Source organism: Agrobacterium sp. O3.4 (assembly GCF_041414895.1).
In the GTDB taxonomy this organism is placed as follows: domain Bacteria; phylum Pseudomonadota; class Alphaproteobacteria; order Rhizobiales; family Rhizobiaceae; genus Agrobacterium; species Agrobacterium cucumeris.
Genome location: NZ_JALPZP010000003.1, coordinates 15,514 through 30,639 on the forward strand (window position 1 = coordinate 15,514; position 15,126 = coordinate 30,639).

A 15,126-nucleotide genomic window follows, 5' to 3' on the forward strand; every position below is an offset into this window, starting at 1 on the left:
AGGATATGGCATTGCATTGGTGGACACTCAGCCCTGAAGAATGGACGGCGATCAGGCTCAGCCTGTGGGTTTCCTCCATCGCCATGCTTGCCAGCCTGCCTTTTGGCATTGCGGTGGCCGTGGCGCTCGCCCGCGGCCGCTTCTGGGGCAAATCGCTGCTGAACGGCATCGTCCATTTGCCGCTCATTCTGCCACCCGTCGTCACCGGTTTCCTGCTGCTCGTTCTCTTCGGCCGCAGGGGTGCCATCGGGCAATTTCTCGATACTTATTTCGGCATCGTCTTTTCCTTCCGCTGGACCGGTGCAGCGCTCGCCTGCGCCGTCATGGCCTTCCCGCTGATGGTGCGCTCCATCCGCCTCTCCATCGAGGCGGTGGACCGCAAGCTGGAAGAAGCAGCGGGTACCCTGGGGGCAAGCCCGTTCTGGGTGTTCCTCACCGTCACGCTCCCCCTGACACTCCCCGGCATCATCGCCGGCATGATCCTTGCTTTTGCCAAGGCCATGGGCGAATTCGGCGCGACCATTACCTTCGTTTCAAACATTCCGGGCGAGACCCAGACGCTGTCCGCCGCCATCTACACCTTCACGCAGGTGCCCGGCGGCGATGCCGGTGCTTTGCGACTGACCATCGTTTCCGTCGTGATTTCCATGCTCGCCTTGCTCGTCTCGGAGTTTCTGGCCCGTATCATTGGCAAACGGGTGAGCATGGAATGACGCTTTCGGTCTCAACTCACCACCGCCTCGGCTCCTTCGAACTTGACGCGTCATTTGCCTCCGAAGGCGGCGTGACCGCACTCTTCGGGCGCTCCGGCTCCGGCAAGACATCGATGATCCGCATCATTGCCGGCCTGCTGCGGCCAGATGAAGGAAAAGTCTCGCTCGACGGCGAAGTACTGGCCGATAGCGGAAACCGGCTGTTCCTGCCGGCCCACAGACGCCGTTTTGGTTATGTCTTTCAGGAAGCGCGGCTCTTCCCGCATCTCAGCGTGGCGCAGAACCTGAATTATGGCAGATGGTTCACCCCAGACAAAACGAAGGTCGCACACGATGACCGTATCGTCGACATGCTCGGCATCGGCCATCTCTTGCAGCGCCGTCCGAACAAACTCTCAGGCGGCGAAAAACAGCGTGTTGCCATCGGCCGCGCCTTGCTTTCTTCCCCCAGACTATTGCTGATGGACGAACCGCTCGCCTCGCTGGACGAACAGCGCAAGGCCGAGATCATTCCCTACCTCGAACGGCTGCGCGACGAGACGAAAATTCCGATCGTCTATGTCAGCCATTCCATCCAGGAAGTCGCCCGCCTTGCCGACCGCATCGTGGTGATGAAAGACGGCAAGGTGGAGGCGCAGGGAAATGCGGCCGATGTGCTGGGGAGACCCGATTTCAGCAGCCATCTGGAGCGGCGGGAAGCGGGCAGCATCCTGTCAGGGCACATCGAAAGCTTCGATGCACGGCACGGGCTTGCTGCCGTAAGGCTCAGCACAGCACTGCTTCAGGTTCCGGCAAAAATGGGAGCACCCGGCAACCCTGCACGGGTGCTGATACCGGCTCGCGATGTCATGCTGGCTTTGGTGAAACCCGAAGGCCTCAGCGCGCTCAACATTCTCGAAGGCCATATCGCAGATATCTCGGTCAGCGAGGACGGTATGGTGACGGTTCAGGTGGATTGCGGTGGCGATATCATCCAGTCGCGCATCACCGACCTCTCGCGAGAACGCCTGCAACTGGAGCCCGGCAAACCGATACATGCGATCATAAAATCGGCGGCTCTCGATCCCTATTGACGGCATCATCGGGATTGCGGTTGGCCTCCAGCCACTCGATATCCTGACGCAAGACCTCGGTCATCCGCCTTTCCATGCCGCGATAGCGCTCAAGCAATTCTGTGCCGAAGGCAGTCAGCGCCGCGCCGCCACCCTGCTTGCCGCCGCGCTGGGATTCGATCACCGGCTGCATGAACATATGGTTCAGCGCATCGACCAGCAGCCATGCGCGGCGATAGGACATATCCATTGCCCGCCCGGCGGCCGAGATCGAGCCTGTCTCGGTGATCAACTCCATCAACTCGATCTTTCCGTGGCCCAGGCGCTCCCCAGGGGGGAAGTCAATGCGAAGGACGGGTTTCAGCGGTACTCTCGTTTCGTTCATCGCTTAACGGCCCTGCCCATGAAGATCGCGATAGGCCTTTTGTGCGCCCGCCACCGGCAGCGCCGTCGCCGCATGGACACCGCGCGCCACCGCCCGCGCCATCACGATTGTGGCGAGATAGCAGAGTTCGGCAAAATGAACGCCGCCTTCAAGCGGTTTGTCGCCGGTCGCAGCCGCGAACATGGTGTCGCCGTCGCTCGGCAAATGGGCAGGCAGAACCGCACGCGCCAGCCCGTCATGCGCCATGATGGAGAGGCGATGCGCCTGCGCCTTTGTAAGTGTCGCATCGGTCACGACAGCGCCGATGGTCGTCGCGGTGAGATTGACCCCCTTGAGCCGCAGCGCGGTATGGTCAGGTTCGAAACGTTCCGGAAAACCGCAATCGCCGAATTCGCCCTGCATTTCAAACGGCGCGGACCAGAAATGACGGCTTGTGCCAACAGTCGCGGAACCCAGCGCATTGACCGCGACGATGGCCGCCACCTTATAGCCGCCGGAACTGATGGCGCTGGCCGAACCGAGGCCACCCTTGAAGGTGGCTGTCGTCGCGCCCGTTCCTGCGCCAACCGTTCCGAGTTCAAACGCCGCGCGGCCTGCCGCCTTGAAGGCCGCATATCCCATCTCGCGATAAGGCGAATGCAGGCCCCACTCCTTGTCGCCGCCGTTCAGCAGATCCATCAGGATCGCCTGCGGCACGATAGGCACGCGGGTGGAACCTACCTGCAACCCACGACCGATCTCACGCAACCCGGCCTGAACCCCGCCCGCCGCATCCAGCCCGAAGGCCGAACCGCCGGAAAGTACCAGTGCATCCACGGTTTCCACCGTCATCGCCGGGTCCAAAAGGCCAGTATCGCGCCCGCCGGGCGCACCGCCGAGAACCGAGCCGGAGGCAATGGCGGGCTTTTCGAAAACAATCGCCGTGACGCCGGAGCCGAGGGAGAGATCGGTGACATTGCCGACCGAAACGCCGTCGATATCCGTGAGAAGATTGTTGCGTGTCGCCATGCCGTTCCCCTTTCCTCCCGGTATCCCGCCGCGGCCGGGCACTGTCAACGCAAAAAGGTGACATGCCCCGCCTCTGGCAAAAGCCGCGATCAGGAGAAAACCGCTGTCCCGATAACAGGTGTCGAGGGAACGGCCATATCCCGTGGTTCCAGCGGCCCGGACAGAAATGCCAAGTGGCCAGCCTCTATCGCACGGGCAAAAGCCTCCGCCATACCGACCGGTTCACGTGCCCCGGCAACCGCCGTATTGAGCAAAACGGCGTCATAGCCAAGCTCCATCACCGTCACCGCATGTGACGGCCGGCCAATACCGGCATCGACGATCAGCGGCACATCGGGAAACCGCGCCCGCATCGATTTCAGTGCCGTCAAGTTAAGCGGTCCCATGGCGCTGCCGATCGGCGCGCACCAGGGCATCAGCACCCTGCAGCCGGCCTCCAGCAGCTTTTCGCCCACGACAACATCATCAGTCGTATAGGGAAAGACCTCAAAACCCTCGTCACAGAGGATTTTTGCCGCCTCCACCAGCGCAAAGACATCCGGCTGCAAGGTATCGTGATGACCGATGACTTCCAGCTTGATCCAGTTGGTGCGAAACACCTCACGCGCCATCTTCGCCGTCAGCACCGCTTCCTTCACGGTGTGGCAACCGGCGGTATTGGGCAGGATATGGCGTTCCAGTTCGCGGATCAGCTCGAAAAACTGACCGCCTTGCTTGCCGCCCGCCATTTCCCGACGCAGCGAAATCGTCAGAATATCCGCATTGCTGGCCCGCACCGCATCGGCAAGCACGGCGGGAGACGGATAACGCGCCGTACCGAGCAGAAGACGGGACGAGACCTCGCGGCCATAAAGCGTCAGCATGGCCTCAACCTCCCTGCATCGGCGAAAGGATTTCGACGCGGTCGAAAGCTTTCAGCAAATAATCGGCGCGCTCTTCCGAATGCACCAGATCGCCATTGACCGCCGTCGCCAGCCACTCGCCCTCATATTCGAGGCTGGCAAGCAGGCCGGCCAGCGTCTCGGCGGCAAGATCAAGCTCGTCGCCATTCACCAGAAGTTTCATGATCCTGTTCCTTTTGAATAAGAGTTTGGCAGACGATCCCGGCCGCATGCTGCGCCATCGCCGGCGAGAGCAGAAAGCCATGCCGGTAAGCGCCGTTGATGAAGACGGTTCGCCCGTCCTCGGTCACATCAGGCAGATTGTCGGGATAGGCGGGGCGCACGCCCGTGCCGGTCTCGATGATTTCCGCCTCCGCAAAGGCCGGATGCACGGCATAGGCGGCATTGAGGAATTCCATCATCGAGCGGGCGGAAATCGCTCCGGCATCCTCCGTCTCGATCATCGTCGCACCCACCATGAAACGGCCGGGCTCACGCGGCACGATGTAAAGCGGAATGCGCGGATGCAGCAGCCGGACGGGACGGGAGAGGGAGATCTCTGGCGTGCGGAGATAAAGCATCTCTCCCCGCACACCGCGAAGGCTGAAAATCGTTCCTACCGCCGCAGACCCGGTGCAATCCACCACCCGGGCGAACCGCTGTTCATCCACCGAAACGCCCATATGAAACGGCACACCCATGGCGCAAAGCCGCTCATGCAGCGATTTCAAAGCAAGGCGCGGATCGAGATGTCCCTCGCCCGGGAAGTAAAGTCCGGATCGGAATCGGCCGGCAAGATCAGGCTCCAGAGCGGCGATTTCGCCCTCATCCACCCAGCGATAGCCACTGGTCCGCGATGCGAAACGAGACAGCTCCGCCATGTCGCGGGCAGGCGCGACCACCAGCGTGCCGTTACGGACTACAAGGCCGGGAGCCGCTTCGTCCCACCAGTCAGGCGCCACCTTACCGAGCGTCAGAACCGCCTCTTGAGCACTTTCACGCTCGCACCAAGGCGCCAGCATGCCGCCCGCATAGAACGACGCCCCACGAGAAGGCTCGGAATTGCGCTCCGACACCTCGACAGCAACACCGCTCCGCGCCAGCTCGAAGGCCGCCGTCAATCCGGCGACCCCCGTTCCCTTGACAAGAACGCGCATTTTATTCGGCATTTGCAGGCGTCGGCAGCGGCATATAAAGCTCGCCGCCTTCCTTGAAGCGGGCGGCCATGGCCTCCAGCCCCTCCTTCTGCGCCTCGGCGCGGATATCATGGGAAATCCGCATTGAGCAGAATTTCGGCCCGCACATGGAGCAGAAATGCGCGACCTTGTGCGCCTCCTTCGGCAGGGTCTCATCATGGAAAGACCGCGCCGTATCCGGGTCGAGCGACAGGTTGAACTGATCTTCCCAGCGGAATTCGAACCTTGCGCGCGAAAGCGCATCATCCCGCACCTGTGCCGCCGGATGGCCCTTGGCAAGGTCGGCGGCATGGGCAGCGATCTTGTAGGTGATGACACCGACCTTCACGTCGTTACGGTCAGGCAGGCCGAGATGTTCCTTGGGCGTGACGTAGCAGAGCATCGCGGTGCCGAACCAGCCGATCATCGCCGCACCGATGCCTGACGTAATGTGGTCGTAACCGGGTGCAATATCGGTCGTCAGCGGTCCAAGCGTATAGAAGGGCGCCTCGCCGCAGGTCTTCAGCTGCTTGTCCATGTTTTCCTTGATCTTGTGCATCGGCACATGGCCGGGGCCTTCGATCATCACCTGGCAGTCCTTCGCCCAGGCGATCTGCGTCAGCTCGCCCAACGTCTCCAGCTCGGCGAACTGAGCCGCGTCGTTGGCGTCGGCGATCGAGCCGGGACGCAGACCATCGCCCAGCGAGAAGGAAACGTCATAGGCGCGGCAAATGTCACAAATCTCGTCGAAATGCTCATAAAGAAAGCTCTCGCGATGATGATGCAGACACCACTTGGCCATGATCGACCCACCGCGCGAGACGATGCCGGTAACGCGGTTGACGGTGAGCGGAATGTAATGCAGCCGCACGCCGGCATGGATGGTGAAATAATCCACCCCCTGCTCCGCCTGCTCGATCAGGGTGTCGCGAAACACCTCCCAATTCAGGTCCTCGGCAATACCATTGACCTTCTCCAGCGCCTGATAAAGCGGCACTGTGCCGATCGGCACCGGCGAATTACGGATGATCCATTCGCGGATATTGTGGATGTTGCGCCCGGTCGAAAGGTCCATGACGGTATCCGCGCCCCAGCGGATCGCCCAGACCATCTTCTCCACCTCTTCCGCCATGGAGGAAGTGACGGCAGAATTGCCGATATTGGCGTTGATCTTCACCAGAAAATTGCGGCCGATGATCATCGGTTCAAGTTCCGAATGATTGATATTGGCAGGAATGATGGCCCGACCCGACGCCACTTCCTGCCGAACGAATTCGGCCGTCACGTAGTCAGGGATATGCGCGCCAAAGCTTTCTCCGTCGCGCACCAGCTTCTCCTTGGCCGCCTCGCGCCCGAGATTTTCGCGGATGGCGATGAATTCCATTTCCGGGGTGATGATGCCGGCTCGCGCATAGGCAAGCTGTGTCACCGCTTTGCCGGCAGTCGCCCTGAGTGGCTGGTGGCGCACGGAAAATTCCGGCGTCAGGCGCTCGCCGGTGGCAAAGCCGTTATCCTCCGGCTTGACGTGCCGACCCTCGTAAGCCTCGACATCACCACGTGCCACGACCCAGTCATGACGCAGTCGCGGCAGACCTTTTTCAATCAGAACGGGATGCGTGGGATCGGTATAGGGACCGGAGGAATCATAAACCGTTACCGGCGGTTCGCCTGCCGTCGGGTGGACGGCGATCTCGCGCATCGGCACGCGGATATGCGGATGTAAAATTCCTGGCTTGTGGATTTTCGTGGAGGCCGCATGCGGCCCGGTGGTGACCGACAGCGGGATATTCTTGGCAGCGATATTCATCTTGAGGCTCCAAAGTTTGACAGTGGAGACCCAGTTCGAGCCGGAATGATGGAAAATACCGCCGCCGACAGCGCAATGCACACGCCAGCCGACATCAGGTTTTTGCACCGTCCCTACGCCAGTATGAACTGGATCAGGTTCAACGGGTCACTGCGCATGAAAGCAGAATCTCAGCCCCTTGACGGGACACCCCTGGTGAATGGCCACAGGAAAAAACACCGGCCGCCTTTTGTCAAGGCCGCCGATCAACGCTTGGCAAAGGTGCGGGAATGGCGCATGCTGCCGTTAGTTGTAATTAACCTAACGGTTTAGGTGAATATTATCGTTTGCGACATAACGATAAGCACAAACCTTCCTAATGTTAATTTCATTGGAGATACGTCGGAATGAATGCGACTATTCGTGAAATACTGGCAAAATTCGGCCAGCTTCCCACCCCCGTCGATACGATTGCAGATGAAGCAGATCTTTATGCGGCAGGCCTTTCTTCCTTTGCATCGGTGCAACTGATGCTGGGTATCGAAGAAGCATTCGATATCGAGTTTCCCGACAATCTGCTGAACCGCAAGTCTTTCGCCAGCATCAAGGCCATTGAAGACACCGTTAAGCTCATCCTGGATGGTAAAGAGGCTGCCTGATGAACGTGACCGTAGCGCCGCAGGATGAAACGCTGTCCGCGCGCGCGGGCCGTGTCGCGACCATTGCCGCCAAACATGCGGATGAGGTGGATGTCACCGGCCGCTTCCCGCAGGAAGCTGTCGATGCGCTGCGGCAGGAACGCCTGCTGGGCATCCAGGTCCCCTCCGCCCTCGGCGGTGAAGGCGCATCCCTGCAGCAAATCGCCGATATCTGCGCGCGGATCGGCCAGGCCTGTTCGGCAGCTGCGATGATTTTCGCCATGCATCACATCAAGCTGTCCAGCCTGGTGGAACACGGCGAGGCAAGCGCATGGCATGCGGGCTTCATGCGCCGCATCGCCGGCGAACAGCTTCTGCTCGGCTCCGCCACCACCGAAGGCGGCATTGGCGGCAATCTACGCAATTCCATCTGCGCGATCGAGGTGGATGGCGATAGCTGCCGGCTGGAAAAGGATGCCACCGTCATTTCCTATGGCAGTAATGCCGATGCGATCCTCATCACCTCGCGCGCCCATAAGGACGCCGCGCCTGCCGATCAGGTGATGACGGTTTTCCTGAAAAACCAGTACACGCTCGAAAAGACCCATATCTGGGATACGCTCGGCATGCGCGGCACCTGTTCGGACGGCTTCCTGTTCCGCGGCGAAGCGCCGGCGGCGCAGATTTTCCCGAAGCCCTTCGCGGAAATCGCTGCACAATCCATGCTTGCAAGCTCGCATCTCCTGTGGAGCGCCGTATGGTATGGCATCGCCTCCGACGCGGTGCTGCGCGCGCAATCCTTCGTCAGAGCCGCGGCCCGCAAATCGCCCGGCACCGCCCCTCCCGGCGCGATACGGCTTGCCGAGGTCTCCACCAAGCTGCAGGTGGTGAAATCCAATATCATTGCCGGCATCAAGGCTTATGAGGACACCAAGAGCGATGCCGAAAAGCTGATGTCCATGGCTTTTGCTGTCGCCATGAACAATGTGAAGATCTGCTCTTCGGAAACCATTCTCGAGATCATCGACCACGCCATGCTGGTCTGCGGCATCATGGGCTACAAGAACGGCACGCCCTACAGCCTCGGCCGGCATCTGCGCGACGCGCATTCCGCCCGCCTGATGATTTCCAACGACCGTATTCTCGGCAATTCCGCCAATCTCCTGCTGGTTCACAAGCAGGACACCAGCCTCTTGGGATAAGACCATGGACATGCAAACATCGTTCCTCGATCGACTGTTCGAAGAAGGCCTGCTGATTGAAACGGGTGTGGACGGTCTTTATGGACGCAGCGGCCAGTTCGAGGACGTGATTGCCGCATTCGAGCGGCTGATCGACCGCACGGGCGCCGCCGATGGCGCCGAAGCGATCCGTTTTCCGCCCGGCATCAACCGCGCCTACTTCGAAAAAAGCGGCTACATGAAAAGCTTTCCGCAGCTGGCCGGCACGGTCCATTCCTTCTGCGGCTGCGAGCTTGACCATGTCAGCCTTCTGAAATGCATGGATGAGGGTGAAGACTGGACCAAGGACCAGAAAGCCACAGACATCGTGCTGACGCCGGCAGCCTGCTATCCGCTTTATCCGACGATCGCCAAGCGCGGCGCGCTGCCCGCCGGCGGCGGTCTCTATGACATCCAGTCCTATTGCTTCCGCCACGAACCCTCCAAGGATCCGGCGCGCCAGCAGCTTTTCCGCATGCGCGAATATGTTTGCATGGGCACAGAGTCCGACGTCACCGAATTCCGCCAGACCTGGATGGATCGCGGCGTCGAGATGATGAAGGCGGTCGGCCTCGACGTCACCATCGATGTCGCCAACGATCCTTTCTTCGGCCGCGCCGGCAAGATGCTCGCCAACAACCAGCGCGATCAGAACCTGAAATTCGAACTGCTGATCCCGGTCACATCGACGACCAACCCGACAGCCTGCATGAGCTTCAACTACCATCAGGATGCCTTCGGCCAGAAATGGGGTCTGAACCTCGCCAACGGCGATGTCGCCCATACCGCCTGCGTCGGTTTCGGCCTTGAGCGTATCGCTCTGGCGCTGTTTGCGCATCATGGTCTGTATGTGAAGAAATGGCCTGCAAAGGTCGTGGAAACCCTCTGGGGCTGATTATCCATGCGGCAGATTTTTCCGGGCCTTGATCCCAAGAACTATGTGCAACATCCGCTCCATTCTTCCGAAAGAATGTGGCCGGAGACCAATTGCTACATCGATTTGTGGATAGAGGTTCTGGCCTCGAAAGGCCTGCCGCCGGAAGCCATGTTCGGTTTCACCCTGACGCAGGACTTTGAGGGTGACCAGTTCACCTTCTTCAAGGTGCCGCTGGAAGATCTCGAAGCGCTTTATGGCGTTCGCGCCACCGAACTGGCGATCTTCGACCGGGTGGAAAACCACATCGAGGCGCAGTTGGAACGCGGTCGCATCTGCCTGGTCGAGATGGACAGCTTCTATATGCCCGACACCCATGGGGTGGGCTATCAGAAGGAGCACGGCAAAACCACCGTCGCCATCAACCGGCTCGATCTGGCGAACCGGGAACTAGACTACTTCCACAATGCCGGCTTTTTCCATCTGTCGGGCGAGGATTTCGACGGGTTGTTCCAGCACCATCTGGCCGAGACCGACCCACCCTTCCTGCCCTACACCGAATTTGCGAAATTCGCAGAAAGCAATCCGTCGTCGGCCCATGTTCGCAAGACGGCCGAGCGATTGCTGAGATTTCATTTTTCACGGCGGCCATCCGCCAATCCGGTCAGAGCCTTTTCAGCCGTGTTTCCGGCGCAGGTGGAAAAGGTTGCCGACAGGCCCTTCGGCTTTTTCCACAAATATGCCTTCAACACGCTGCGCCAGCTCGGCGCCAATTTCGAACTGGCGGCAAGCCATCTCGAATGGCTCGACAAGGACGGTTTTTCCGAAGCAAGGGACCACGCGCTGCGTATCTCCGAGGTCGCCAAGACCGTGCAGTTCCAGCTAGCCCGCGCTGTCACCCGCCGCAAATTCGACGCGCTGGCATCCGTGCTCGATCCGGCAGCGGACGCATGGGATGGCTTGATGGAAAGCCTTGCGGCGAAACTATCTGACGCCAGCGAGGCCGCGTGAGGACTTATTTTCCGGGCGAAAGCGAGGAGTTTCTGAGTGAAGGCTGGACGCTGACACTGACGCCCGCCGATGCCTGCGAAACCCCGTCCGACATCCCGGCAACACTTGAAAGCCTGCACGTCTCCGTGCCCGGCACGGTGGCGCAGGCACTGGAGGATGCCGGGAAATTCGATCGTCTTGCTCCTGTCACGCTCAACGACAGGGATGCCTGGTATCGGCTGACGATGATTTCCGATGTGCGGGAACGGGCCACACTGCGCTTCGACGGCCTCGCAACCGTTGCGGAAATCTTCTTCAACGGTGAGCTGATCGCCGCCAGCCAAAGCATGTTCGAAAGGCTGGAAGTGCCAGTCACGCTCACAGGCGCGGACGAACTTTCGATCTGTTTCCGGGCGCTTGCACCACGGCTCGAAAAAACCGGTCCGCGCGCCCGCTGGCGTCCGCAGATGATGAACACACAGGGGTTGCGGCTGATCCGTACCACCGCACTTGGCCATATGCCCGGCTGGTGCCCGGAAATCCATGCCGCTGGCCCATGGCGACCCATCAGCCTCATCAAGCAGGAAAGCGTGCTTTGCACCCTGCAATCTTCGCTTGACGATACCGGCACGGGAAAGGTCAGCATCGCTCTTGAAGCGAACCGTGACATCCAGTCCGCACGGGTGATTTGCGCGGGTTACTGTATCAATCTTTCAAAGGGCGAGGACGGCAAACTCCTCGGCGAACTACTCATACCCGGCGTCGAAATCTGGTGGCCGCACACCCATGGCAGACCCGCGCTGCACGACATCATTCTGGAGTTGGACGGCAAGCAACACAGGCTCGGGCGCACGGGTTTCCGCCAGGTGGAGATCGATAACGGCGAGGATGGCAACGGTTTCGGGCTCAAGGTGAACGGCCAACCCGTCTTCTGCCGCGGCGCAGTCTGGGCGACGGCCGACATCGTGCGCCTGCCGGGAACACGGCCGGACTACGAGCCATGGCTCAAAAAAGCAGCCGAAGCCGGCATGAACATGATCCGTATCGGCGGCACCATGGCCTATGAGACGCCGGAATTCTTCGCGCTTTGCGATGAACTGGGCATCATGGTCTGGCAGGACGCCATGCTTGCCAATTTCGATTACCCGGCAAAGGATGACGGCCTGCGCCAGCATATTGTTACGGAAATCTCGCAGTTCCTCGAGACGACAGCGCTTTCTCCCTCCCTCGCCGTTTTCTGCGGCGGCAGCGAGATGTACCAGCAGGGCGCCATGCTCGGCCTGCCGGAACAGATATGGAAGGCGACGCTCACCGAGGAGATTATTCCGGATGTGCTGGCTGAGAAACGGCCGGATGCGGCCTATGTCACCAACTCCCCCTCCGGCGGCGCGCTGCCATTTTTCCCCAATGCCGGGGTCGGTCACTATTATGGTGTGGGCGCCTATTGCCGTCCGCTGGAAGATGCCCGCCGCGCCGATGTGCGCTTTGCCGCCGAGTGCCTGGCTTTTTCCAATATTCCCGAACAGGAAACGCTGGACAAATATCTTCCCGGCGTGGCCGTGCACGATCCACGCTGGAAAGCCCGCACGCCGCGCGATCGCGGCGCGTCCTGGGATTTCGAAGATGTTCGCGACCATTATCTGAAGCTGCTTTACGACGTTGAACCGGACGTTCTGCGACGCGAGGATGGCGGGCTTTATCTCGACATGTCCCGTGCAGCAACAGCCGAGGTTATGGAAGCGACCTTCGCCGAATGGCGGCGCAGCAGTTCCTCTTGTCGGGGCGCGCTGGTCTGGACCCTGCAGGATCTCGTTCCCGGCGCTGGCTGGGGTATCATCGACGCCACCGGCCGGCCCAAATCCGTCTGGCACGCATTAAAGCGCGCGTTCCGCCCCGTCCAGCTCAGCCTTGCCGATGAAGGCACCAACGGGCTGGACATCCATCTCATCAACGAAACCAGCGAGAGCTTGGACGCCATGCTGGAACTGACATGCCTGCGCGACGGCATGCAGCCAGTCGTGCACGCCAAACGCCCGCTGACGCTCTCGCCGCGGCAGAGCCAGATAATTGCCGCAACCGATTTGTTCGGCGCCTTTTTCGACACGACCTATGCCTATCGTTTCGGCCCGCCATCCCATGATGTCACGGTCGCCCGGCTTCGTGATGTCGCAACCGGGCTTGTTATCGCCGACGCCTTCCATTTTCCGCTCGGCCGGAAAAAAGCGCTGCATGCCGCCAATCTGTCTTCGGGTATCAGCGAAACCAACGGCAACTGGTCGCTCGAAATCGGTACCGACCGGCTGGCGCAATCCGTCCATGTGTCGGCGGAAGGCTATCGTGCCTCGGAAAACTGGTTCCATCTCGCCCCCGGCGAGAGCAAGACAATCAATCTTGTGCCGGAGGCCGGGACAATCGAAACGCCACCGTCCGGAGACGTGGTATCACTGGGCTCCGGCCGGCGTTTCTCCTTTTAGAGCCAATCGCGTCACCGCATCGATGAAGATCGTTTTCGCTTCCGGTGTCGAAAGATTGTGGTCGGCATCGGCAATAATTGTCAGCGACACATTCTGATAGGCCGAAAGCCCGCGACCATCGGCATCGAAGTAATAGCGAAAATGCTCAAGCCCGTCGTCATTGTCGCTATAGAGCAGACTGACAGCGGTGCCCTTTGCCTTGAGTGAATCAAAAGCACCGTAAACGGCGCGCCCTTCTTCGCTGCCCCGGCGGAACAGCCTTGCCGTTTTTGTCGAAAGCTTCTTCATCGTTGCCTTGAAGATGTTAAGTCCGGCACTGATGACATCCACATCGCCGCTGAAGAGACGCTTGAACGTTGCCCCCTGGCGAAAACGCTGGCTGTACTCCCCAAACGAGCGCGGACGCTTGTGCAAGGCTTCATCGACGGAGCGGCCTTTCTGCCAGTGGAAGACGACCGGGTTGACCGCAGCGACTGCGCTGATCCGACCATCCGCAAGCGCGCCGTTGAAAGCGAGATAGGCACCGCTGCACCGGCCGGCCGCGATGAAGGGACCTTTGCCGCGCCGCTCGAGAAAATCGAGAGCGGCAGAGACATCGTCATTCTGCGAGGCATCATAAAGAACCTGATCCGGCACGTTTTTGACCGGCGGGCTGTCGGCAATATTGGCGGCATCGAAGCGCAGCGACGCGACACCGGCACGCGCAAGGGCACGGGCGGTCTGCACGGAAAGCCTGCCCCAGCCCGCATGCCGGTCATAGGCCGCGCCAAGCAGAAGGACCGAAGAAACCGGTTGTCGATGGTCCGGCTCGCAAAAGATGCCGAAAAGCCGTCCGCCCTCACCAAATTGCACCGGCTGTTCGAAAAAGCCATTGCCGCGCTGTGGCGCGTTGATGGTGAAATCTTCAGGGAGTGTGACCGGGTTCCCGGCATGGGTCTGTGACAAGACCCAATCCACCAGTCGGTTCACGACATCGCCGGATATTTTCGAAAGCGTCGGGCTGGAAACGAGATCGTCATAACCCGAAAAAGCCGCCTCTTTCACCTCACCGCCAAGCGCCGCGAGATGTCTGGCGAGATCACTGTCAGTCACACGACCGGCTCTCGCAAGCACAAGGACATTGCGGGCCGGAACAGTTTCAAGACCGGAGAGATTGATCTTCTTGATCGTATCCGCAACACCAACAGGCATGGTCATTCCGGCGATCGCCCCGGGCTGTACTGAGCGTTGCGCGGGTAAAAGACCAAGACCATCGTCAATCATGGAGGACCACATCGCCAGTTCACGCAGATAGGCGCGACCGGAGACGACCGGCGCCAGAAGAGCCATGGAACCGGCGGGTGCAGTACCGGCAAGTGCCTGAGCTGCAATCGCGCAACCGAGGCCCTGCGCGACAACGACAACCCCGGAACAGCCGGAAAGACGCTTCAGATACTCAAACGCCGCGCGCGTGTCGGAAAGCCAGTCCGCCGCCCGACCCACATCGTCCGGATCGAGCGCGTCGCCTGAGCCAAGATAGTCAAATCGCAGGCTGGCAACGCCGGAAGCGGCCAGCCGCTCGGCCAGAACGCGCTGAAACTTGCGGCTGCACAGCTCTTCCATGCCCCACGGGCTGACGAAAAGAACCGCATGATCCCGCTGCACATCTTTGCGCGCCGGATGAAAAATACCGGCAAGCCCTTCAAAAGAAACGGGATGCGCGATCATTCCATCCGCTGCAATGTCGAAAAGCTGCCGTGACTCAAGGGGAGGTTCGCCGCCTGCACGCTCTGAAATATCTATCGCCATCGACCTTGCCACTATTGCGCCAGCGTCTGGCTCAACCACTACGGGATCACTATACCCAAGTGTCTTAACGCCTGTTCTACACTAAAAACAATAACATTAGAGAATTCTAAAAATACTGTCGCATTTATATGGATTGCGACAC

Annotated in this window: 14 protein-coding genes and 1 riboswitch; of the genes, 7 read left to right on the plus strand and 7 right to left on the minus strand. The window is 60.2% G+C overall.

Annotation, left to right across the window (positions count from 1 at the left end):
* The first annotated feature begins 5 nt into the window (after positions 1 to 5).
* Both modB and modC read left to right on the plus strand, forming a co-directional pair.
* Entirely contained in the window at positions 6 to 713 is a 708-nt protein-coding gene (gene modB, locus M0412_RS17345; protein WP_065116060.1) for a molybdate ABC transporter permease subunit, read from the plus strand.
* Complete coding sequence (modC, locus tag M0412_RS17350) at positions 710 to 1,786, plus strand: molybdenum ABC transporter ATP-binding protein (protein WP_269701319.1); 1,077 nt, start codon at positions 710 to 712, stop codon at positions 1,784 to 1,786. Before modB ends, modC begins: the two co-directional genes overlap by 4 nt.
* On the opposite strand, the gene M0412_RS17355 is transcribed toward modC, so the two are convergent.
* The 6 genes from M0412_RS17355 to thiC form a co-directional block, all read right to left on the minus strand.
* Positions 1,755 to 2,150: a winged helix-turn-helix domain-containing protein gene (locus M0412_RS17355; protein ID WP_269701317.1), complete on the minus strand. Its 396-nt coding sequence runs from the start codon at positions 2,148 to 2,150 to the stop codon at positions 1,755 to 1,757. The two genes, modC and M0412_RS17355, sit on opposite strands and share 32 nt — an antisense overlap.
* 3 nt (positions 2,151 to 2,153) lie before the next feature.
* Complete coding sequence (locus tag M0412_RS17360; RefSeq protein ID WP_269701315.1) at positions 2,154 to 3,158, minus strand: P1 family peptidase; 1,005 nt, start codon at positions 3,156 to 3,158, stop codon at positions 2,154 to 2,156.
* An 89-nt stretch (positions 3,159 to 3,247) separates the two neighbouring features.
* A complete protein-coding gene (locus tag M0412_RS17365) occupies positions 3,248 to 4,021 on the minus strand; it encodes a thiazole synthase (protein ID WP_269701313.1) in 774 nt (257 codons plus the stop codon).
* A gap of 4 nt (positions 4,022 to 4,025) precedes the next feature.
* Positions 4,026 to 4,223: a sulfur carrier protein ThiS gene (gene thiS, locus M0412_RS17370; RefSeq protein ID WP_065114209.1), complete on the minus strand. Its 198-nt coding sequence runs from the start codon at positions 4,221 to 4,223 to the stop codon at positions 4,026 to 4,028.
* Complete coding sequence (gene thiO / locus M0412_RS17375; protein ID WP_269701310.1) at positions 4,192 to 5,196, minus strand: glycine oxidase ThiO; 1,005 nt, start codon at positions 5,194 to 5,196, stop codon at positions 4,192 to 4,194. Before thiO ends, thiS begins: the two co-directional genes overlap by 32 nt.
* A 1-nt stretch (position 5,197) precedes the next feature.
* Positions 5,198 to 7,021 carry a phosphomethylpyrimidine synthase ThiC gene (gene thiC, locus M0412_RS17380; RefSeq protein WP_142842349.1) on the minus strand — a complete coding sequence of 608 codons (1,824 nt, stop codon included), beginning with the start codon at positions 7,019 to 7,021 and terminating at the stop codon, positions 5,198 to 5,200.
* Between the two features lie 92 nt (positions 7,022 to 7,113).
* Positions 7,114 to 7,225: riboswitch (TPP riboswitch) on the minus strand.
* A 182-nt stretch (positions 7,226 to 7,407) separates the two neighbouring features.
* Between thiC and M0412_RS17385 the strand changes: the two genes are divergently transcribed.
* Genes M0412_RS17385 through M0412_RS17405 form a run of 5 tightly spaced genes read left to right on the plus strand, consistent with a single transcriptional unit; the run spans position 7,408 to position 13,196 of the window.
* Positions 7,408 to 7,659 (plus strand): acyl carrier protein, encoded by a 252-nt coding sequence (locus M0412_RS17385; RefSeq protein WP_003504852.1) that lies wholly within the window; start codon positions 7,408 to 7,410, stop codon positions 7,657 to 7,659.
* Complete coding sequence (locus M0412_RS17390; RefSeq protein WP_269701298.1) at positions 7,659 to 8,840, plus strand: acyl-CoA dehydrogenase family protein; 1,182 nt, start codon at positions 7,659 to 7,661, stop codon at positions 8,838 to 8,840. The genes M0412_RS17385 and M0412_RS17390 overlap by 1 nt, the downstream gene beginning before the upstream one ends.
* A gap of 4 nt (positions 8,841 to 8,844) precedes the next feature.
* Positions 8,845 to 9,753, plus strand: a complete 909-nt coding sequence (locus M0412_RS17395; protein ID WP_269701296.1) for an amino acid--[acyl-carrier-protein] ligase — start codon at positions 8,845 to 8,847, stop codon at positions 9,751 to 9,753.
* Between the two features lie 6 nt (positions 9,754 to 9,759).
* Entirely contained in the window at positions 9,760 to 10,743 is a 984-nt protein-coding gene (locus tag M0412_RS17400; protein WP_142842346.1) for a DUF1839 family protein, read from the plus strand.
* On the plus strand, positions 10,740 to 13,196 hold the full coding sequence (locus tag M0412_RS17405; RefSeq protein WP_269701294.1) for a glycoside hydrolase family 2 protein: 2,457 nt from the start codon (positions 10,740 to 10,742) through the stop codon (positions 13,194 to 13,196). Before M0412_RS17400 ends, M0412_RS17405 begins: the two co-directional genes overlap by 4 nt.
* Here M0412_RS17405 and M0412_RS17410 read toward each other — a convergent pair.
* A complete protein-coding gene (locus M0412_RS17410) occupies positions 13,164 to 14,984 on the minus strand; it encodes a serine aminopeptidase domain-containing protein (RefSeq protein WP_161991394.1) in 1,821 nt (606 codons plus the stop codon). The genes M0412_RS17405 and M0412_RS17410 overlap by 33 nt on opposite strands.
* Between the last annotated feature and the right edge of the window lie 142 nt (positions 14,985 to 15,126).

Coding starts and splice junctions, on each gene's coding strand:
- thiC (WP_142842349.1), bottom strand. CDS start 7,021: ATGAATATCGCTGCCAAGAATATCCCGCTGTCGGTCACCACCGGGCCG.
- M0412_RS17365 (WP_269701313.1), bottom strand. CDS start 4,021: ATGCTGACGCTTTATGGCCGCGAGGTCTCGTCCCGTCTTCTGCTCGGT.
- M0412_RS17360 (WP_269701315.1), bottom strand. CDS start 3,158: ATGGCGACACGCAACAATCTTCTCACGGATATCGACGGCGTTTCGGTC.
- M0412_RS17400 (WP_142842346.1), top strand. CDS start 9,760: ATGCGGCAGATTTTTCCGGGCCTTGATCCCAAGAACTATGTGCAACAT.
- thiO (WP_269701310.1), bottom strand. CDS start 5,196: ATGCGCGTTCTTGTCAAGGGAACGGGGGTCGCCGGATTGACGGCGGCC.
- thiS (WP_065114209.1), bottom strand. CDS start 4,223: ATGAAACTTCTGGTGAATGGCGACGAGCTTGATCTTGCCGCCGAGACG.
- modC (WP_269701319.1), top strand. CDS start 710: ATGACGCTTTCGGTCTCAACTCACCACCGCCTCGGCTCCTTCGAACTT.
- M0412_RS17355 (WP_269701317.1), bottom strand. CDS start 2,150: ATGAACGAAACGAGAGTACCGCTGAAACCCGTCCTTCGCATTGACTTC.
- M0412_RS17410 (WP_161991394.1), bottom strand. CDS start 14,984: ATGGCGATAGATATTTCAGAGCGTGCAGGCGGCGAACCTCCCCTTGAG.
- M0412_RS17395 (WP_269701296.1), top strand. CDS start 8,845: ATGGACATGCAAACATCGTTCCTCGATCGACTGTTCGAAGAAGGCCTG.
- modB (WP_065116060.1), top strand. CDS start 6: ATGGCATTGCATTGGTGGACACTCAGCCCTGAAGAATGGACGGCGATC.
- M0412_RS17390 (WP_269701298.1), top strand. CDS start 7,659: ATGAACGTGACCGTAGCGCCGCAGGATGAAACGCTGTCCGCGCGCGCG.
- M0412_RS17385 (WP_003504852.1), top strand. CDS start 7,408: ATGAATGCGACTATTCGTGAAATACTGGCAAAATTCGGCCAGCTTCCC.